At 32.6% G+C, this 20,178-nt stretch carries 19 protein-coding genes; 9 read left to right on the top strand and 10 right to left on the bottom strand.

Annotation, left to right across the window (positions count from 1 at the left end; translation table 11 throughout):
• Positions 1–241: 241 nt before the first annotated feature.
• Positions 242–2,497 (top strand): TonB-dependent receptor, encoded by a 2,256-nt coding sequence (locus Q4Q35_RS20565; RefSeq protein WP_303279937.1) that lies wholly within the window; start codon positions 242–244, stop codon positions 2,495–2,497.
• 122 nt (positions 2,498–2,619) lie between these two features.
• Here the strand turns inward: Q4Q35_RS20565 and Q4Q35_RS20560 are convergent, their stop codons facing one another.
• The gene (locus Q4Q35_RS20560) at positions 2,620–3,048 is read right to left on the bottom strand and encodes a Rieske (2Fe-2S) protein (protein ID WP_303279935.1); all 429 of its coding nucleotides are present in this window, start codon (positions 3,046–3,048) and stop codon (positions 2,620–2,622) included.
• A gap of 169 nt (positions 3,049–3,217) precedes the next feature.
• Here Q4Q35_RS20560 and greA point away from each other — a divergent pair, with 169 nt between their 5' ends.
• Both greA and Q4Q35_RS20550 read left to right on the top strand, forming a co-directional pair.
• The gene (gene greA / locus Q4Q35_RS20555; RefSeq protein WP_303279934.1) at positions 3,218–3,691 is read left to right on the top strand and encodes a transcription elongation factor GreA; all 474 of its coding nucleotides are present in this window, start codon (positions 3,218–3,220) and stop codon (positions 3,689–3,691) included.
• A gap of 87 nt (positions 3,692–3,778) precedes the next feature.
• Entirely contained in the window at positions 3,779–4,168 is a 390-nt protein-coding gene (locus tag Q4Q35_RS20550) for an HIT family protein (RefSeq protein WP_303279933.1), read from the top strand.
• On the opposite strand, the gene Q4Q35_RS20545 is transcribed toward Q4Q35_RS20550, so the two are convergent.
• Both Q4Q35_RS20545 and Q4Q35_RS20540 read right to left on the bottom strand, forming a co-directional pair.
• Entirely contained in the window at positions 4,163–4,510 is a 348-nt protein-coding gene (locus Q4Q35_RS20545; protein ID WP_303279932.1) for a hypothetical protein, read from the bottom strand. The genes Q4Q35_RS20550 and Q4Q35_RS20545 overlap by 6 nt on opposite strands.
• Positions 4,503–5,666, bottom strand: coding sequence for a sensor histidine kinase (locus Q4Q35_RS20540; protein WP_303279931.1), 1,164 nt, complete (start codon positions 5,664–5,666; stop codon positions 4,503–4,505). The genes Q4Q35_RS20545 and Q4Q35_RS20540 overlap by 8 nt, the downstream gene beginning before the upstream one ends.
• Before the next feature lie 121 nt (positions 5,667–5,787).
• On the opposite strand from Q4Q35_RS20540, the gene Q4Q35_RS20535 reads away from it, so the two are divergent.
• From Q4Q35_RS20535 to Q4Q35_RS20515, 5 genes are all read left to right on the top strand, one after another.
• Positions 5,788–6,657 carry a flavin reductase family protein gene (locus Q4Q35_RS20535; protein ID WP_303279930.1) on the top strand — a complete coding sequence of 290 codons (870 nt, stop codon included), beginning with the start codon at positions 5,788–5,790 and terminating at the stop codon, positions 6,655–6,657.
• A gap of 30 nt (positions 6,658–6,687) precedes the next feature.
• Positions 6,688–7,065, top strand: a complete 378-nt coding sequence (locus tag Q4Q35_RS20530) for a DUF3127 domain-containing protein (protein ID WP_303279929.1) — start codon at positions 6,688–6,690, stop codon at positions 7,063–7,065.
• Positions 7,066–7,245: 180 nt separating this feature from the next.
• On the top strand, positions 7,246–8,622 hold the full coding sequence (locus Q4Q35_RS20525; protein ID WP_303279928.1) for a short-chain fatty acid transporter: 1,377 nt from the start codon (positions 7,246–7,248) through the stop codon (positions 8,620–8,622).
• Complete coding sequence (gene aat / locus Q4Q35_RS20520; RefSeq protein ID WP_303279927.1) at positions 8,622–9,245, top strand: leucyl/phenylalanyl-tRNA--protein transferase; 624 nt, start codon at positions 8,622–8,624, stop codon at positions 9,243–9,245. Before Q4Q35_RS20525 ends, aat begins: the two co-directional genes overlap by 1 nt.
• A gap of 229 nt (positions 9,246–9,474) precedes the next feature.
• Positions 9,475–10,389 carry a C1 family peptidase gene (locus Q4Q35_RS20515; RefSeq protein ID WP_303279926.1) on the top strand — a complete coding sequence of 305 codons (915 nt, stop codon included), beginning with the start codon at positions 9,475–9,477 and terminating at the stop codon, positions 10,387–10,389.
• 271 nt (positions 10,390–10,660) lie between these two features.
• Here Q4Q35_RS20515 and Q4Q35_RS20510 read toward each other — a convergent pair whose 3' ends face one another.
• Positions 10,661–11,227, bottom strand: coding sequence for a DNA-3-methyladenine glycosylase I (locus Q4Q35_RS20510; protein WP_303279925.1), 567 nt, complete (start codon positions 11,225–11,227; stop codon positions 10,661–10,663).
• 97 nt (positions 11,228–11,324) lie between these two features.
• On the opposite strand from Q4Q35_RS20510, the gene Q4Q35_RS20505 reads away from it, so the two are divergent.
• Positions 11,325–11,942: a thioredoxin family protein gene (locus Q4Q35_RS20505; RefSeq protein WP_303279924.1), complete on the top strand. Its 618-nt coding sequence runs from the start codon at positions 11,325–11,327 to the stop codon at positions 11,940–11,942.
• Here Q4Q35_RS20505 and Q4Q35_RS20500 read toward each other — a convergent pair.
• The 6 genes from Q4Q35_RS20500 to Q4Q35_RS20475 form a co-directional block, all read right to left on the bottom strand.
• Positions 11,926–12,645, bottom strand: coding sequence for a hypothetical protein (locus Q4Q35_RS20500; RefSeq protein ID WP_303279923.1), 720 nt, complete (start codon positions 12,643–12,645; stop codon positions 11,926–11,928). The genes Q4Q35_RS20505 and Q4Q35_RS20500 overlap by 17 nt on opposite strands.
• A 50-nt stretch (positions 12,646–12,695) precedes the next feature.
• Positions 12,696–13,415, bottom strand: coding sequence for a tRNA pseudouridine(55) synthase TruB (truB, locus tag Q4Q35_RS20495; RefSeq protein WP_303279921.1), 720 nt, complete (start codon positions 13,413–13,415; stop codon positions 12,696–12,698).
• Between the two features lies 1 nt (position 13,416).
• On the bottom strand, positions 13,417–14,214 hold the full coding sequence (gene uppP, locus Q4Q35_RS20490; protein ID WP_303279920.1) for an undecaprenyl-diphosphatase UppP: 798 nt from the start codon (positions 14,212–14,214) through the stop codon (positions 13,417–13,419).
• A gap of 229 nt (positions 14,215–14,443) precedes the next feature.
• Positions 14,444–15,760, bottom strand: a complete 1,317-nt coding sequence (locus Q4Q35_RS20485) for a TolC family protein (protein WP_303279919.1) — start codon at positions 15,758–15,760, stop codon at positions 14,444–14,446.
• The gene (locus tag Q4Q35_RS20480; protein WP_303279918.1) at positions 15,750–18,947 is read right to left on the bottom strand and encodes an efflux RND transporter permease subunit; all 3,198 of its coding nucleotides are present in this window, start codon (positions 18,945–18,947) and stop codon (positions 15,750–15,752) included. Before Q4Q35_RS20480 ends, Q4Q35_RS20485 begins: the two co-directional genes overlap by 11 nt.
• A 1-nt stretch (position 18,948) precedes the next feature.
• Positions 18,949–20,079, bottom strand: coding sequence for an efflux RND transporter periplasmic adaptor subunit (locus tag Q4Q35_RS20475; RefSeq protein WP_303279916.1), 1,131 nt, complete (start codon positions 20,077–20,079; stop codon positions 18,949–18,951).
• Positions 20,080–20,178: the final 99 nt, after the last annotated feature.

Raw genomic sequence — 20,178 nt, 5'->3', positions numbered from 1 at the left:
TAAAATCTAACATATCTTTGTCACGTTCTCAAAAGGGGTGCCCATTTTTTGGCTGAGATCATACCCAATGAACCTGGAACAGGTAATGCTGTTTAGGGAAGCGAGCGTTCAAAAAATGTCCAGAAGATATTTTTAGTGAGTATAAAAATGTGAAAGCATTTTTCATGTGAAACGTTCAAAAAACCAATAATTAACAACAAAGAATAATAACCTCTTTTTATTCGATTATTATATAATCGTAATGAAAAATTTATTTCTTTTTTTAGCACTATTTGTGTTATTCGTCAGTGCCAATGCACAAGAAAACCAAAAACAACAGGACTCTACTAAAACAGAAAAACTAGATGAAGTACTTCTTTCGGCTACAAGAGCTAAAGACAAAACACCAGTTGCTTTTACCAATGTAACGAAAGAAGCTTTAGAATCTATTAATTTAGGTCAGGACTTACCCATTTTATTAGACCAATTACCATCAGTAGTTACAACGAGTGATGCCGGTGCAGGAGTTGGCTATACAGGCATTAGAGTACGTGGTAGCGATGCAACTAGAGTCAATGTAACCATTAATGGTATACCTTATAACGATGCAGAAAGTCAAGGGACATTCTGGGTTAATATGCCGGATTTTGTATCCTCGGTAGAAGACATACAATTACAACGAGGGGTAGGAACATCAACAAACGGTTCGGGTGCTTTTGGAGCAAGCCTGAATTTAAAAACCTTAAACCCTTCAGCTAAAGGATATGCTACAACTACAAATGCTATTGGAAGTTTTGGAACGAGAAAGCATAATATTAATATTGGGTCTGGACTTAAAAATAATTTTTATGCAGAAGGAAGGTTGTCTAATATTCAAAGTGATGGTTATATAGACAGAGCAAGAGCAGATTTAAATTCGTATTATTTAGAAGCAGGATTTTTAAACGAAAAAACATCATTAAAGGCTATTGTTTTTGGCGGAAAAGAAGTAACCTATCAATCTTGGTACGGTACACCAGAAGCTGTTGTAGATAATGATAGAGCCGGAATACAGGCGTTTATCGATAGAAACTTCCCCTCTGATGCTGAAGCCCAGAACCTGTTAAATTCCGGAAGAACATATAATTTTTATACTTACGATAATGAAGTAGATAACTATCAGCAAACACATTACCAGTTGCATTTATCTCATCAGTTTAACCGTTATTTTTCTGCTAATATTTCAGGTAATTTTACCAGAGGAAAAGGATATTTTGAACAATATAAAGACGATGAAGAATTGGGGGATTATTTCCCTGATAATATAAACGCATCAGACCAAGGGGATGTTATAAGGAGACGTTGGTTAGATAACAATTTTTATGCGTTTGTTTATTCCCTTAACTATAAAAAGGAACATCTAAACTTATATTTAGGAGGAGGTTATACTACATATAAAGGGGATCATTTTGGAGAAGTAATTTGGGATTCGTTTGCTTCTTCCATTCCTATTAGGAGTAATTACTATTTTAGTTATGGAGATAAAAAAGATTATAGTACCTATGTTAAAGCAGAGTATAACATAAATAATAATTTATTTGCCTTATTAGATTTACAATATAGAAAAGTAGATTATGAATCTGTCGGAACAAGCTCAGACTTATTAAATATTGATGTAAAGGAATCGTATGATTTTTTCAATCCTAAATTAGGATTAACATATACAATAGATAATTATAATAGCATTTACGGCTCCTATGCCATAGCTAATAGAGAACCGAACAGGGATGATTTAACTAAAAACCCAGTGCGTCCAAAATCAGAACAACTCCATGATTTTGAGCTTGGTTATAAATTAAGAAAAGAAAATTTTTATGCCATAGCTAATCTGTATTATATGGATTATAAAGATCAGTTGATCCTAACAGGAGATTTAGATGATGTAGGAGGCCCTATAAGAGAAAATGTTGCTAAGAGTTATAGAGCAGGAATAGAATTGCAAACAGGGTATAAAATATGCGATCAGTTTAGAATTGATGCCAATGCAACATTTAGCCAAAATAAAATAAAAGAATTTGATTATGTGGTTTACGATACGCAATACAACCCCAGTACATTTGAAAGCGTTTCATATACACCAGTAGTGACACAATTTGAAGACACAGATATATCCTTTTCTCCAAATGTTATTTTTGGAAGTACCTTAACCTATTCCCCAATTAAAAATGGAAATATAGCACTATTGTCTAAATATGTGGGGAAGCAATATTTGGATAATACATCCAGTGAAGATAAAAGTATTGATGCTTATTTTGTGAATAATTTAAACGTATCCTATAAGATTCAACCAGAATGGATTAAAGAAATAGGCATTAATTTATTGGTGAATAATCTATTCGATTCAGAATATGTTTCCAATGGTTATACCTATAGCTATTTTTATAGACCTGTAGGGTCATCAGATGCCGCCATAACGGAGAATTTTTACTACCCGCAAGCAACTACTAACTTTTTGTTAGGTGTTACACTAAAATTCTAAAAAGTAAAAGGGGAGTCCATAATATTGAGTCTGTCAAAATATTTAATCTTTAGGGAATGAATATTGGTTTCGACAGGCTCAACCCAACAAAGAATTTCACAACAGGTTTTTAGATAACCTTCTTAATTAAATATTAAAAGGCTATTCCCGTTTTGCTCTACTCTGTAATTTTTTAAACTACAAGGTAAGTTATTACTACCTAATGCCCGTCCGGTAACCAAGTTGTACTCATTTTCATCATCACAGCCGCAAGTCGCATTTAATCCCGAAGGAATAAGTACAGAGCAAGCACTAGGGATATGATTTGGGTCGGCTGCATCCCATGCAAAAAAATCGGCACCAGTGCTGGCAACTATAATCCCCGCGTTTCCTGCATTTGCAATATATACGGAGTTTCCAGCAAAAGGTAATTGGCTATATTGTGGCAAACTAAGGTTAACAGTAACATTAACATTTAAGTCTAATAAAAATTTACAATTTTCATTATCAACAGAATTTTTACTGCAAGATGATAAAATAATGAGACCAATAAGGGTAAAAACAAACTTCATAGCAAATCTAGAATTAAAGTGCAATTTACGACAAAAAGCAAATTGAGTTAAATATTTTGTATATTTGTTATACAATCTCGTGTAAGCGAGATTTTTTTTATGCTGAACTCTTAAAATGAACTATGTCGGAGGGTATTCAGCATCTTTTATTAAATAAAACGATGAAGTTATGAGTAAAGTATCTTACTATACACCCGAGGGTTTAAAAAAACTAAGAGACGAGCTACAACAATTAAAAGATGTAGAACGTGTAAAGGCTTCAAAAGCAATTGCCGAAGCTAGAGATAAAGGCGATTTAAGTGAAAATGCCGAATATGATGCAGCAAAAGAAGCACAAGGAATGTTAGAAATGCGTATTTCTAAATTAGAAGATGCATTAGCAGGGGCTCGTGTTATTGACGAATCTCAGTTAGATAATTCTAAGATATTAGTATTATCTAAAGTTAAAATAAAAAATCAAACCAATGGTATGGAAATGAATTATACCTTGGTGGCCGATGGAGAAGCAGATTTAGCTTCAGGTAAAATCTCGGTGAATTCACCCATAGGAAAAGGTTTGCTTGGAAAAGCTGTAGGTGATGTTGCCGAAATTCAAGTACCTAATGGTGTTATGAAGTTTGATATTATAGAAATTTCTAGGTAAGTTGATATTTTTATATCAATGTTTCGACCAATACTTCAGATAAACTCTAACAAAAATATTTCTGAATAATATATTCTCTCAATTAATATGGCTTCAATTTTCACAAAAATAGTTAACGGAGAAATCCCTTGTTATAAAGTTGCTGAAACAGATGATTTTTTGGCGTTTTTAGATGTAAATCCAAATAGCGAAGGGCATACACTCTGTATTCCTAAACAAGAGGTTGATAAAATTTTTGATTTAGATGAAGCCACTTATAATGGATTGATGAGCTTTTCGAGACAGGTTGCTTTAGCCATAGAAAAAACCATACCCTGCGAACGCGTAGGGATATCTGTTATAGGTTTGGAAGTACCTCATGCACACGTACATTTAATTCCATTACATACCATGGAAGATGCCCGTTTTATTAAAAAGGCAAAACTTTCAACAGAAGAGTTTCAAAATATAGCAAAAGCTATTAATGCTCAATTATAAATTAGAGTATACAGCTAATAATAAAGCAAAAACTACTATAATAGTCGAAATAATAAAAACCCATGACATTTTCTTTAAATAGGTCGATGCCTTTTGGGGAACAAATGCTTTTTTCTGATATTCAAAAACACGCTCAATATCATCTGTCCATTTAACCGGATAAATAACGGTATCACATGTTTTACAATTAATTTCATGACTAATTTGAGAAGTCATAGATTGATAAAACTTCGTATCAATCATTTTTTGCATAAAAATTAAGCGTAAGCCTTCATTGTTATAACATTCAGGGCAGTTGTTTTTTAACACAACTTCTTTTATGGTAACTAGTTTTTTAGACATAATTTGGGGCACGTTTTAAACTAATTTGTATAGTGGTTCCTTTTTCTTTTTGTGATTGTAAAACCTTTATTTTTCCATCATGAAAATCTTCAATAATACGTCGGGTGAGCGATAAACCTAATCCCCAACCGCGTTTCTTTGTAGTATATCCAGGGGTGAAAATTTTATTAAAGTCTTTTTTAGCAATACCTATACCGGTGTCTGTAATGCTAACTTTTACATTGTTTTCCAATTGGGAAATTTCAACGATAAGTTTGCCTCTGCCTTTCATAGCATCAATGGCATTTTTTACCAGATTTTCAATAGTCCAACTGTATAATTGTTTATTAAGATTTACAGGAATATCACCTTCAGGCGTTATAATCTCAAAGTCGATAAGGTTTGAAGACCGTGTCTTTAAATAATCGTAAGAATCCATAGTCTCTTTAATAATATCAGTTATTTCAAGAGTTGGTAAAGATCCAATTTTACTAAAGCGCTCAGTAATGGTTTTTAAGCGGTCTACATCTTTTTCAATTTCAGCAATATAATCCGGGTTTACATGTTCACTTTTTAAAATTTCTGTCCACCCTATTAAAGAAGATAAAGGCGTGCCTATTTGATGCGCCGTTTCTTTAGCCATACCTGACCATAATTTGTTTTGAGTGGCATTTTTATTACTACTATAAAAGAAGAAAATAACCGCACCGAATAAGACAACAATAAGTAATAGTGCTAACGGATAATATTTTAATTTGTTTAATAAGGGAGAGTTTCCGTAATAAATTTTGCTATAAAGTTTACCATCAAATTTCACATCAATAGGAGTATTTTCCTTTTCGAATTTTAAAATTAATTTTTTAATATATACAGAATCCTTTGCTTTATCTTCATCGATATTATTAAAATCATAACTACCATCAACATTGACTTTGATCATAGGTGTAGTCTTGTTACTTGTAATAACCTTTAATGGCAAATCACCCATATTCCCATTAAGGTCATCAGTTTTTAATAAATCAGATTGAGCAAACGACCAATTTTCCATTTTGGTGCGTTCTTCGTCTTTAAAGTGCTGAAAAAACTCATAGGTTTTCCATAAAATAAGGGACACAATAAAGAAAGACGCAATAATGATAATCCAACGAAATGCATTGCCGTGTTTTGTAAAAATCATTGGTTAATTAAATTTAACTTGTAATATAATGCAAATCTGTTAATATTATTGTTTAAGATGTTAGTAAATTGGTTTTTAGTTAAACAACATAATAGTTACATTTGTTAAAACTAAAGAATTAATGACATCATTTGAACCAAAAAGCTTGCCTACCAGCAAATTGCATGGTTATTTGTTAAGTGCCGTTGCACCAAGACCAATTGCTTTTGCTAGTACTATAGATGAAAATGGGAATCCGAATTTGTCGCCATTTAGTTTTTTTAATGTGTTTAGTGCAAATCCGCCTATCATGATATTTTCACCAGCGCGACGTGTTAGAGATAACACGACAAAGCACACACTGCAAAATGTTGAAGCAACGAGAGAAGTGGTTATTAATGTGGTGAATTATGATATGGTGCATCAAATGTCATTAACAAGTACAGAGTACCCTGAAGGCATAAATGAGTTTGATAAGTCGGGATTAACGATGTTAGAATCTGATATTGTTAAACCATTTCGTGTTGCAGAAGCACCTGTACAGTTTGAATGTAAAGTAAATGATATTGTTAAGTTGGGAACAGAAGGAGGCGCAGGCAATTTAATTGTTTGTGAGGTCGTTAAACTTCATATAGATGAAGATGTACTTGATGAGAATGGTATCATAAACCAGCAAAAATTAGATTTGGTTGCCAGAGCTGGGGGAAGTTACTATACCCGTGCTAAAAAGGGCTTTTTTGAAATACCCAAACCGCTATCAACGTTAGGAATTGGTGTTGATAATTTTCCCGACCATGTTAAAAATAGCATGGTTTTAACCGGAAACGATTTAGGGATGTTGGCCAATATAGAAACGCTACCAACTGAAGAAAGTGTCAAGGCTTTTATTGAAGATTTAGGAGGTAGATATTCGAATATTAAAACGGCTACGCACAGACAAAAACATAAATTAGCACGTAATTACCTAAGTTTTGGTGATGTTGAGAGTGCTTGGAAAATATTATTAAGTTAAATAGTAATTAATCGATATAAATAATAATTAATGGAAGTTCAAGGAAAAATAAAAATGGTAGGAGAAACTCAAACTTTTGGAAGTAATGGGTTTAGAAAAAGAGAGATTGTAGTAACTACAGAAGAGCAGTACCCACAACACATCATGGTAGAGTTTGTTCAAGATAAAACAGATTTGTTAAACAGTTATCAGGTAGGGCAACAAGTTAAGATTAGTATAAATTTAAGAGGTAGAGAGTGGGTAAACCCACAAGGAGAAACAAAATATTTTAACTCGATTCAAGGATGGAGAATAGAAGCTTTACAAGCAGAGGCTTCGGGTGAGAACTTGCCACCAGTACCACCAGCGGATGCTTTTGAACCTGCTGGAGATTTAAAAGAAGAAGATCACGACGACCTGCCTTTCTAATAAAATAATAAACTACACGTGTTCCTTCCCTTAAAAAGGGAAGGTGGATTTTGATTTTATTAAATCAAAAGACGGAAGGGTTTAAAAAGACGAAAGGGTCAGAAATAAATTAAAACCTCAATATTAAAATTAATGTTGAGGTTTTTTTATGATTAAACGAAAATGGTTTAATTTTCCAATATGAATGTTACTAAAATCATAGAAACACTTTTTAAACGTTACTTACCTTCACCATTCACCATAGCCATATTATTAACATTATTTACAATGATTATGGCGATCTGTTTCACAGAATTTAAAGAGGGAAGCAATCATGTTTTAGAAGTTTTATCGTATTGGGAATCGGGTATCTGGAATAATGCTTTGTTGGTATTCGCCTATCAAATGATGCTTATATTGGTTTTAGGCCATGTTTTAGTATTAAGTAAGCCTGTTAATAGGTTAATAGTAGCCTTATCTAAAAATATAACCAGTACATCTTCTGCGGTGGTTTTAGTGAGTGTTACGACTATGCTGATGGCTTTTTTAAATTGGGGGCTTGGACTTATATTTGGAGCTATTTTAGCAAGAAAAGTTGGTGAACATGCGCAACGAAATAACATACCATTAAATTACCCGCTGGTAGGAGCAGCAGGGTATGTTGGATTGATGATATGGCATGGAGGTATTAGTGGTTCGGCTCCAATAAAGGTTTCAGAGAATGGACATATAAAAACTTTAATGCAAGGTATTTCTTCTTCTGAAATTCTTAATCAAGTTCCGGAAAGCATAAACTTTAATGCAACTATTTTTAGTTGGTGGAATTTACTACTATTTGGAATCTTACTTATATTGATTCCATTGGTATTAAAAAGACTATCGAAAATAACCCAATCCACAAATTTTAAACTGGAAAATTATCAATTTGATTCTGAAGAAAAAGATCAAAAAGAAGGTGCAGAAAAGTTAGATTTTTCGAATATTTTAGGTGTGGCCTTCGGAACAATTCTGCTCATAACGTTTTTATATCAATATTGGAGCAATATTCTGAATCTACAAATTACACCTAACATGCTTAATTTTTTCATGCTGGGATTAGCCATTCTTTTACATAAAAACTTCCATAATTTTTTAAAAGCAGTAGAAGAAGCCATTAAAGGGACTTCGGGAATTCTCATTCAATTTCCGCTATATTTTGGGATTATGGGAATCATGAAATCTTCAGGAATGGTAGTTCAAATTTCTGATTTTTTTGTGTCCATAGCTACAGAAACTACGTTGCCAATTTATACGTTTATGAGTGCTGGTTTGGTAAATATATTTGTACCAAGTGGAGGCGGACAATGGGCTGTGCAAGGCCCAGTTATAGTAGAGTCGGCTTTAAAATTAGGTGTGCCTCTACCAAAAGCGATTATGGCGTTGGCTTATGGCGACCAAATCACTAATATGTTACAACCTTTCTGGGCGCTACCGCTTTTGGGTATTACCAAGTTGAAAGCAAAAGAGATTTTACCGTACACCTTAATCCTCATGCTTGTTGGTATTAGTGTTTATATTTTAGGCTTAATACTTTTATAATGGTTTTGTTGAATGATAACATATGGTTTCCTGATGTAAATCAAGCTACAAAAGAAGGGATTTTAGCTGTTGGTGGTGATTTATCTATAGATCGTTTATTGTTAGCATATAAATCGGGTATTTTTCCTTGGTTTGAAGCAGAAGAACCCATTTTATGGTGGTCTCCAGACCCACGTTTTGTCTTGTTTCCAAATAAATTAAAAGTCTCAAAAAGTATGGAACAAGTATTACGTAATAAAAATTATGTGGTGACTGTTAATAAAGCTTTTCGAGAGGTTATTATGGAATGTTCTAAAATAAAACGCGATGGTCAAGTAAGTACCTGGATTACGGATAATATGATTGAAGCTTATACAAAACTTCATAAGTTGGGTTGTGCAAAATCTGTTGAGGTTTGGAATAATAATGTTTTAGTTGGTGGACTTTATGGTATCGATTTAAACAATGGGGTATTTTGTGGTGAAAGTATGTTTACTAAAGAAAGTAACGCCAGTAAGGTAGGTTTTATAAAGTTTATTCAGAATACGAATTACAGGCTTATAGATTGTCAGGTGTACACGAACCATCTGGAAAGTTTGGGGGCTGAAGAAATTTCGAGAACTTCTTTTTTGAAATATTTATAAAGAATAGTGATTTAATTTTGTGAAAATTTTCAACTAATTTTATTTCCGCTTGTAGCTATGTAGGTAACAACCGATAAAGTTTTTTGAAATGGAACTTTGTCTTTGTACTGTATGCAACTCTAAGAATCTAGTTATTTTGTTTTCAGAATCTCCCCTCTATTGGGTATTGAATTAAAATTCTTCAGTTATTAATATTGATTTTAAATATTTAATTAAAAATACTTTAGAAATGAAACGAATTAAAAAGAACTTGGGTTGGATAAAAGATTATCCTGATATTAGAGATTATAACAAGGATACTTCAATAACTCTCAGAAACCCACTTAAACCTGAATCCAAAGAATCTTTGAAGGGTTTATTGAAAAGAGTAGGAATCTCTGGTGAGTCAAAAAAAACTTTAGAAAAAAAAGTTGATAATAGAAAATGGTGTTCTCCAGTCAAAGATCAGGGTAATATCGGATCTTGTACCGCATTTGCAGCTGTAGGTATATATGAGTATTTTCAAAAAAGAGCTTTCAATAAATATATAGATGGTTCCGAATTATTTGTATACAAAACTACTCGAAACATGCTGGACTTAGATTATGATAGTGGTGCGTATACAAGAACAGCAATGGGATCACTAGCTCTTTTCGGTGTTCCACCAACTAACAACTATCCTTATGAAATTGAAAAGTTTAATAATGAACCTCCAGCATTTATTTACTCATATGCCCAAAACTTTCAAGCTCTTTTGTATTATAGATTAGATCCATTAGGTACTACTGGTCATCAAACTCTAATTAATGTTAAAAAACAGTTAAGTGCAGGAATCCCCTCCATTATGGGATTTACTTGTTATAATTCTCTTAACTATGAAGAAACATATAAAACAGGTAAAATTCCTTATCCTGAAGAAAATGAGTCAGTAATAGGTGGACATGCAGTTATGGTTGTAGGATATGATGATGATTTAGTAATTTCAAATCCAATTGATAAAAAAAGAAGAAAAGGAGCTTTAATAATCAGAAATTCTTGGGGGGAAAATTGGGGTGATGATGGCTATGGTTATATTCCATATGAATATGTGAAGCAACAATTAGCTAGTGATTTTTGGTGCCTCATATCAGCAGAATGGATGGATACAGGGAAATTTACCTTCTAAATTCAACGGCATACACGTGTATTCTATGAAAAGGACTGGCCAAGTTATTCAAAGTTAATATTGTAGTTTTTTAAATTTTATGATTAACAGAAAACGATTCATTACTTTTAAAAGTAATGGATCGTTTGAAAAGTGTTTGACATTTTTTTATTTCAGCAATAATTTTAAAAAGAGTGTGATTACCTATCGGATATGCGCTCTTTTTTTTCATCTTTAGTTAGGGAGAAGCTTTGTAAAAAGCAAAAGGGAATGTATAGTAAGACTTAATAGTTTAAACTTCTCCATACCTAAAACAATCAACTACATGGTCATTTACCATACCAGTTGCTTGCATATGAGCATAAATAACGGTTGTGCCAACAAATTTAAACCCTCGTTTTTTAAGGTCTTTACTAATAGTATCACTTAAAGGCGTATTGGCCGGAATATCTTTTAGCGTTTTAAAAATATTCTTTATAGGTTTACCATCTACAAATCCCCAAATGTATTTGCTAAAACTTCCAAATTCTTCTTGAACTTTTATAAAAGCTTGTGCATTGGTGACGGTGGCATTTACTTTTAGTTTATTTCTAATAATACCAGAGTCTTGTAACAATGAGTCGATCTTATTTTGTTTGTAATTAGCAATCTTTTTATAATCAAAATTATCGAATGCTTTCCTGAAATTTTCACGTTTTCGTAAAACGGTAATCCAGCTTAACCCTGCCTGAAATGTTTCTAAAATTAAAAACTCAAAAAGCGTATCATCGTCATAAACAGGAGTACCCCATTCTTCATCATGATAAGCTTCATATAAATCATCACCAAGGCACCAATGGCATTTATTTTTTATTTCCATAAAATTCAGTAAGGATTAAAGCAAAAGTATGACAAATATCATCTTAAATAAAAAATCAAGATACTAATTTTGTTGTATTGAATAAAAGAAAGATTGTATGGATACCTTAATAAAAAATAGCTTAGATAAAAGCATATCGTATCAGGCTTATAGAGATTTAATAAAGCAATTAGCAGAAAATAGCTCTACTACTGGGAATGAAAAAACAGAAGCTTTAGTAAATTATACTAAACTTAACGACCGACGTATGAAACGTTGGGATAAAACTATAAAGGTAAACGATGAGGCTTTTTATAAAATAAAAACATTTAAAGATCCAATTACCTGGTTGACTATTACAGAAAGCTGGTGTGGAGATGCTGCGCATATATTGCCTGTATTAAATAAAGTGGCCGAATTAAATAGTAATATTGATTTTAAAATTGTGCTTCGTGATGAAAACCCTGAGTTAATGGATGCTTTTTTGACCGATGGCAATAAAGCCATTCCCAAAGTAATCATATTAGATAGTAAAACGGGTGATGTATTAAATACGTACGGACCTAGGCCTAGCGAAGCAAGTAATTATGTTAGTAGATTTAAAGCAAAGCATGGGAAACTGACTCCAGAATTTAAAGAAGATTTACAGCATTGGTATAATACCGACAAAGGTCAAAATATTATAAACGATCTAACCGATATACTTTGCGAGTTAGAACCTAATGTTTGCCTATAAAGTAAAATGTAATAGACCCTAATTGTGTTTTCTTTGTAGAATCTTCACTAAAGCGGGAATCTTTAGCATATTCTAATGCATGTTCTATAAGGCATTCGTTATTTGAAGTAGAGGCGGTATTTACATAGGCATCCACAACATTTCCTTTGTCATTAACCGTAATATTTACAACTATTTTACCGTCAACCTCACATAGATAAACAGGAATTGGGATATACTTTTTTTGTCTGTTAACCAATGAAAAACTAATCGTACTTTTTGTATTTGCACCTTCACCTTGTTGTTTCTTCAATAAATCATTTACTTTACTAAATGATGATAATTCATCTTTATTTACTTTAGAATCATTAGAAGCTTCATATATTTTAGTGTAATTCTCTGCATTTTCTGACTCACTATTGCTGGATTTTGGTACATAATCTTCGGGCGGTGCAATAGGTTTAAAAGCTTCAGCAAAATGCTTATTATTCTGTGTTTCGTTAAAGGCGCTATTCGTTTCTGCCTTACTTGCATTTAGTTTTTCTAAAGCCTCTAATACTTTAATTTCTTCTTCGGTTAATTCTTCCTCAGGCTCTATTTCATAGTAGCTTTCCGATGCAAATTTACCTTGTTTTTTAAGGCTTAAATTGAATATAGATAATATTACCGTTCCCGAAATCAGGAAGGTGAGTAATAGAGCCTTATGTTGATTTGTTAGGTGCAAATCGAGAGTTGTTAGAGAGAATTATTTACGTAATATACGTAAAAATTATATTAATTAGTTTTTAAGTTAGAAATAAAAGTTTCAATAGTGATTGAATCGTCAATATAAAAATCACCAATCTTAGTGCGTCTTAGTGTAGATAGGTGCGCTCCGGAATGAAGTGCCTTTCCAAAGTCGTTGGCTAAAGAACGAATGTAGGTGCCTTTACTACAAACCACTCTAAAATCGATATTTATTGAATCTGTACTAGGAGCATCCGAAGTATTAATTTTTGTAATCTCGAATTCTGAAATGTTGACGGTTCTAGGTTTTATTTCAACCGATTCACCTGCTCTTGCAAATTCATATAATCGTTTTCCGTCTTTTTTTAGTGCAGAAAAAACAGGTGGATATTGTTGAATGTTTCCAATAAATTGCTTTGTAGTATCTTGAATTAATGTGTCAGTAATATGGGTAGTAGAGAATTTTTTGTCAATTTCAGTTTCTAAATCATAAGATGGAGTTGTACTGCCCAAAACAAAAGTGCCTGTATATTCTTTAACTTGCCCTTGAAACGTATCAATTTGTTTAGTCATTTTGCCCGTACAAATAACTAATAACCCTGTTGCCAGAGGGTCGAGTGTACCGGCATGCCCTACTTTTATTTTTTTAATATCGAAAGCCTGTCGGATTTCCCAACGCAGTTTATTTACTACTTGAAAAGAAGTCCAATTTAGAGGTTTATCAACTAAAAGTACCTGTCCGGAAAGATAATCTTCTTTCGTAATCATGTTACGAATTTAATAAAGAAAACACTATGGCGATAGCACCAACAACAATACAGTAAATAGCGAAATAACTTAGTTTGCTTTTTTTAACCAAGGCAATCATCCAAGTACAAGCAAATAATCCGGCAATAAAAGCAGCTATAAATCCAATGGATAATGACGTGAAATTTTGACTCTCATAAGTTAAGTCGCCGCTCATAACATCCTTTGCTATTTTACCAAAAATTAAAGGAACCACCATTAAAAATGAAAAGCGAGCCGCTTTTGTTTTATCATTACCTAATAAAACAGAAGTCGAAATAGTAGCACCCGAGCGCGAAATACCCGGAAGCATAGCAATAGCTTGAGAAATTCCAATAATAAAAGCATTTTTAAACGATACTTTTTTATTAGTGTCTTTAGCTTTATCTGCTAAAAAAAGTAAAATAGCTGTTATAATTAACATACACCCTACCAGTAAAATGTTGCCTCCAAAAAGTTGTTCTAATTCTTTTTCAAAAAAAACACCTACCAGAACAGCAGGAATCATGGATACTATAATTTTTGATACGAATTGTAAATCCTCATTCCATTTAAATTTCAGCATACCTTTAATAAGATCTAAAATATCTTTTCTAAAAACAACTATAGTACTTAAAGCAGTGGCAAAGTGTAGAACTACCGTAAATAGCAAGCTTTCTTCAGGAATTGAATCATCACCAAGAATAGCTTTTCCAAGTTCTAAATGACCGCTTGATGACACGGGTAAAAACTCGGTAAGACCTTGAATAATACCAAGAATAATGGCGTCTATAATTTCCATGGGGAACAAGTGTTAAAAAAGGATAATAATAATTTCCACGAGCAAAAATATTAAAATAGAAATAGCAATACTTTATTTATAGGAGATATTTTTAACTTTAAATGTTGAATCTTTAATAATAGTTGTTAATTGAGATTCAACATTTAACGAGTTCTATATAGGTTTAAAAGTCATTTGTTTGATTTAGAGATATACATTGATTTAATATTTTAAATCCAAATCACTTTAATTAAAAAGATACATTTAACAATTCTCCACTCAATTGTAACAGATTAAGTTCGGAAAGTTTAGCTTCGTATTTTGCCTGATCTCTACTTAATTCTGAATTTAAAAGGTTTAATTGTGCTTGCCTAAACTCAATAGAAGTAACTTGTCCCAATTTGAAATTTTCTTGTGTACGGTCAAAGTTATTTTGTGATGTAATAATATTATCTTCTTGAACCCTATAAATGGCCAGCTTATTTTGATAATCATCCCATGCATTATCGAAATCACGTTCTATGCTAATAAAAATAGATTCCTTTTCAAGCTGCTGATTTTCTAAATTAATTTTGGCATTTTTTACAGTAGTTATAGTACTACCTCCATCAAATAAATCCCAACTAAACGTGATGCCTCCAGAAAACCCTGTATTGGTTGACACGGCAAGAAAAGAAGCTGCATTATTATTATTTTTATTCCATCCATAAGATCCAGTTAATCCAACTGTTGGCAAATAACCCGATTTATTAGCCTTAATAGTGAATTCATTAATCATGATATTTTTATCAAGTTGTAAAAGTGTCACATTATTGGTTTTCATTTTATTGAACAAGTCGTTTTTGTCAATATCCATCATGAAATTAATTAAAGTGTCCACTTTAAATTCAGGAGTAAACGAATTGCCTAAAACCACATTCAAATCTCGTTTAGCATTCTTGAGTTCTTGTTTGGCATTAATTAAATTAATACTGTCATTATTAATGTCTACTTGAGCATTTAATACATCAAGTTTAGTGCTTTGACCATAATCAAATTGATATTGTGCTCTTACAATTCTATCTTTTGAAATGGCTAAGGTTTGTTGCAGTGTATTAACGTTTTCAGAAATTCGAGCGACATTGTAATACACCGTAAAAAGTTGAGCCATCGTATTTTCAATGGTTTCTCTAGCCTCTAGTTTTGATAATTGATAGGTTTCTTTTAATTGTTTATAATCATAATGTCTGCCTAAACCATCAAAAAGTGTATAGTTTAAATCTAACGAAGCGTTATAACGTGAACTTTCTGCGCCACTTAAAGTGGTAGAAGACCCATCAGAAAACTCGGCATCAGTATTGTCTAAATTATAAGTAGCCCCAGCATTTCCTGTTAATGTTGGCAAATAACCAGTATTCAAAATACTCTTGTTATTTTCGGCTATTCTATTATTATTGGATGCTATTTTAATACCATAATTGTTTTCTAAAGCCAATTCTATAGCTTTTGAAACGGATAATATCTCTTGTGCCGAAACGGATACCATAAATGACATCATAGAAATCGACAATAAACTTTTAATACTCATGACTTTCATTTTGTTCTTTAATAGCACCTTCAACTTCTTCTTTAGTGACTTCATTTCCTGTTACCAACCATTTTGTGTTCTTTTTAATGTTATTGCTAATAGATAAAAATAAAGGCAATACCAAAAGTGTTAAAACAGTTGCATAGGCAATACCAAAAGAAATAGAAATTGCCATGGGTTTTAAAAACTGCGCTTGACGACTTTTTTCTAATAATAAAGGAGCTAAACCTGCAATGGTTGTTAGAGAGGTTAAAAAAATCGCTCTAAAACGAGATTTTCCGGCTTCTTTTAAAGCGTCATCAAATTTCAACCCTGCCTTTAAATTAGTATTAAACTTACCAATAAGTACCAAGCCATCATTAACCATGATGCCAATTAATGCGATGATTCCAAGTAGGGATAACACATTTACCTGAAAACCTAATACCCAATGTCCCCAAGCTACAGCAGTTAAACTAAATGGGATTAATAGTATTAATAATAAAGGCTGACTTAAGCTCCTAAAGGTAAACGCAATAGTGAAATAAATTAAGATGATAATAACTAATCCTGCGCTTATTAAAGATCTATTTAATTTGGCAGCTTCTCTATTTTGTCCTTCATAAGAAGCGGCAATGGTGGGATATTTTGATTTTAATTCGGGTATAATGTTTGCCTTTATATCATCTAAGATATCGGTAGCACTGGTGCTTGGGTCTTTTAAATCGGCAGACACCTGTATCTCTCTACGACCCTCTAAGTGATTAATGGCAACATCGCCACGCTCAATGGAATAATTGGCAATGTCTTTTAAAGTGATGCGTTCTCCAGATGGTGTAACAATTCGCATATCGTCTAAATCGTTAATAGACGCTCTATCAGTTTTATCGTAACGTACCCAAACTTTAATTTCATCTTGCCCTCGCTGAAAGCGTTGTGCTTGCACACCAAAAAAACCACCTCTAATTTGGGCCATCACAGATTGCAAATTCAAACCAAGCAGGTAAGCACTTTCTTTAAGTTCTAATCGAATCTCCTTAATACCGGCGGGGTCGTTATCTTCGACATCTTTTAATAAAGAATTAGATTCCAAAATAGATTTCAATTCTACTTTAGCTGCCTTTAACTCTTCAATATTATTACTTAATAAAGAAACAGAAACCGGACTTCCTCCAAAATTACCACCAGAACCAAAAATTAGTCGTTCAATTCCTATAACAGGCCCAACGAGTTCTCTCAATCTATTGGCAACTAATGAAGCATTAATTTGATCTGGCCGTTCTTCACCAGGCAACATATTAATATCTAATTGAGCACTTGAAGCGCTATTAATTCTTTTTATGGTATTCTCAAACAGTACTTTGTCTGTGCCTTCTAAATATTTTTTTGTGAACTCTTCATTAACCAAGTGTGCTTTCTCTTCGATCATAGATATGATAGAATCTGTAACTATTACGTTAGTTCCATTTGGCATGTCTAACTCGACACTTATTCTATCGCTTGCTATACGCGGAAATATAGTAACCCCTATAATACCACCTCCAATGGCCCCAAATGTTAAAATTAATGCAGCAACGAATATGCCTAGAGCAAGCATTTTAAAATTAATTACAAAATCTAAAATTGGTGTATAAATTCGGTCTCTCAAAAATGACATAATACGATCACCGTAGGCATTAATGCCTCTCATTTTAGCAAAAAATCGTTTAATTTTTGATTTTGGTCGAGCTTCCTTATCTCTAAGAAGTGCTTTTGAGTGTGCTAAATGAGCCGGTAAAATAATAAGAGCTTCTATTAAAGATATTGCTAACGTTAGCATAACTATCACAGATACTTCGCTAAAAAACTCACCAATCCTACTTTCTAAAAACAAGAAGGTCGAAAATGCCAATAGCGTTGTAACAATAGCAGAAACTACAGGTGGAATTACTTCCATAACACCATCAATGGCTGCTTCTACGGGGTCTTTTCCGTCTTCATAATGTTGGAATATGTTTTCGGCAATTACAATACCATCGTCAACCAAAATACCAATAACTATAATCATCCCGAAAAGAGATAATACATTAATAGTTACATCAAATTGGCTTGCAAAAATAAACATGCCCAGAAATGAAATAGGAAGACCGAACGCTACCCAAAAAGCTAATCTTGTATTTAAGAATATAGACAAAAACAAGAGTACCAATAACATTCCTGAAATAGCATTTTCTCCTAAAAGTTGTGTGCGCTGGTTTAATGTTATTGATAAGTCCCTAACAATGTTTAAGCGTACATTGTTATGAGTTTTATTATATATTTCAATGTATTCCTTAACATTTTCTGCAGAAGATATTAGATCTTCATTATTGGTACTGGTTACGCTAATGTTAACCGATAAATCATCGTTAAAATAAGTGGCATTAGGCGTTTCGGAAAAACGATCTCTTAATATGGCGACATCTTTTAGTCGTACTGTTTTACCATCAGCATTGGCTTTTACTACTATATTTGAAAGCTCATTGCTATAATAAGAACGGTTATTGGCTCTAATTAAGTATTCTTCCGCATTGGTTTTAATGTTACCCCCCGTAACTAAAATATTAGATGAACTAACGGCCTCTGCTACTTCATTAAATGTAATGTTGTAAGCCAGAAGGCTCGTTTCATTCACGGCAATCTCAATTTCTTCATCAGGATAACCAGAAACTTCTACTTGCGAAATTCCATCAATAGCTCTTAAATCGTTTTCAATTTGTCTTCCAATTTGTTTTAAAGTAACTAATGGGATGTTTTTCCCACTTACAGCAAACGAAATGGTTTCTCTAACATTCTCATTTTTTGCAACGATTAGAGGTTCCATACCCGTTGGAAAAGTTGGTACTCTATCGACGGCATTTTTAACTTCTAAAAGCATAAAGTCAATATTCTCCCCCTTTTCAATTTCGACAGTAATACTTCCACTATTTTCTTTTGATGTCGATGTAACTCTATCTATGCCTTTTAGTCCTTTTAAATTATCTTCTATTTGAAGAACAATACCTTCTTCAATTTCTTGGGGTGAAGCACCTGGATATGTAATTTGAATTGAAATAGTCTTTGAATCCACTAAAGGGAAAAACGATGACTTTAAAGCTAAAACGCCAATAATACCAAAAGCTAAAAAAGCTAAAATAAAAACCTGTACTGCGACATGATGTCTTATAAAATATGCAATTATTTTTCTCATCCTAATTGCTGGTTTTTATAGATTTATCTTTAAATATTTTGACTAACATACCGGCGTAAGCACCGGTAACAGGTTGTGATAAAATAACACTTCCGTCAGGAACATCTTTTAAAACTACTTTAGCGTCACTAAAATATACTGGCTTTACAGGTATAACGTCTAAAATACTATCTCTTACAACATAAATTTGCTGTGTGTCTAACAATAAATTCCTGTCAATTTCAATGGCATTTTCTTCTTGTTTAGCATTTAATCTTGCTTCCAAATACATGCCTTCTTTAAGTTTGTCATCTTTAACCTCTATAAAAGCAGTGATGGTTTGTGTAGTGGCGTCAATGCTTCCATTAACTCTAGAAACGATTCCTTTAAAAGCCTCGGTAGCATCTAAATTATTAAGGGTTACTTCTTCTCCTGTCTGTAAAAGATTTGCAAACGATTTACTAATTGCAACTTCCATTTCATACACCGATGGGTCTATAAATTCTCCTAGCTTTTGACCACTTCTAATTAAAGTTCCTTCTGTTACTAATGCTTCTGTAAGAATACCATTAAAAGGAGCAACAATGGTATATTTAGATAACCGTTGTTCTAAATTTTTAACATTATAGTAATTAGAAATGACGTTTCTTCCCGTAATAAAATATGTTTCCTTTTCGGATGTCATTTCCGGTAATTTTGGTGTTGTTTTGGTCAAATCAAAATCATTTATATAGGTTTGCCATTTTGGAAATATTTCAGGAAAATCTAAACGTAAATCTGCCATAATAGCTACTATGGAGTTATATAAATTACTTTTTGCAGATTGTACACTTGCATAATATTCTGAGGCATCAATACGTATTAAGGAATGCCCTTTTTTATAGACTTGTCCAGGTTTAAATAAAGTTGATCCAGATCTGAAAATACCTTGAACTTCGGCGTATAATTCAACTCTTCGTTTTGCAGTAAGGTTTCCGTTTGCAGGAATAACAATAGGGATTGTAGCATTTTTTACTGTATCTGCAAAAACAGTTTTAATCACTTTTTGAGGCACAGGTTTTGCTTTGTTTTTATTTTGAATTATTATGTACGCAATAAAAAAGGATGCTAAAATAAGTAGGCCACCTAGGATGGTAAGGATGAGTTTTCTCATTAAAATAATATTGATGGTGTATATGCTCGCAAAATTATTGCATTTGAGATTGGTTTAACGTTAAAAAAAACTTAAACAAATTATTCTAACGTTAAAAAA

The organism is Flavivirga aquimarina (assembly GCF_030540835.1).
GTDB classification, from domain to species: Bacteria; Bacteroidota; Bacteroidia; order Flavobacteriales; family Flavobacteriaceae; genus Flavivirga; species Flavivirga aquimarina.
Note: the sequence above shows the minus strand (reverse complement) of the source record. Positions and strands in the feature narration are given on the sequence as shown.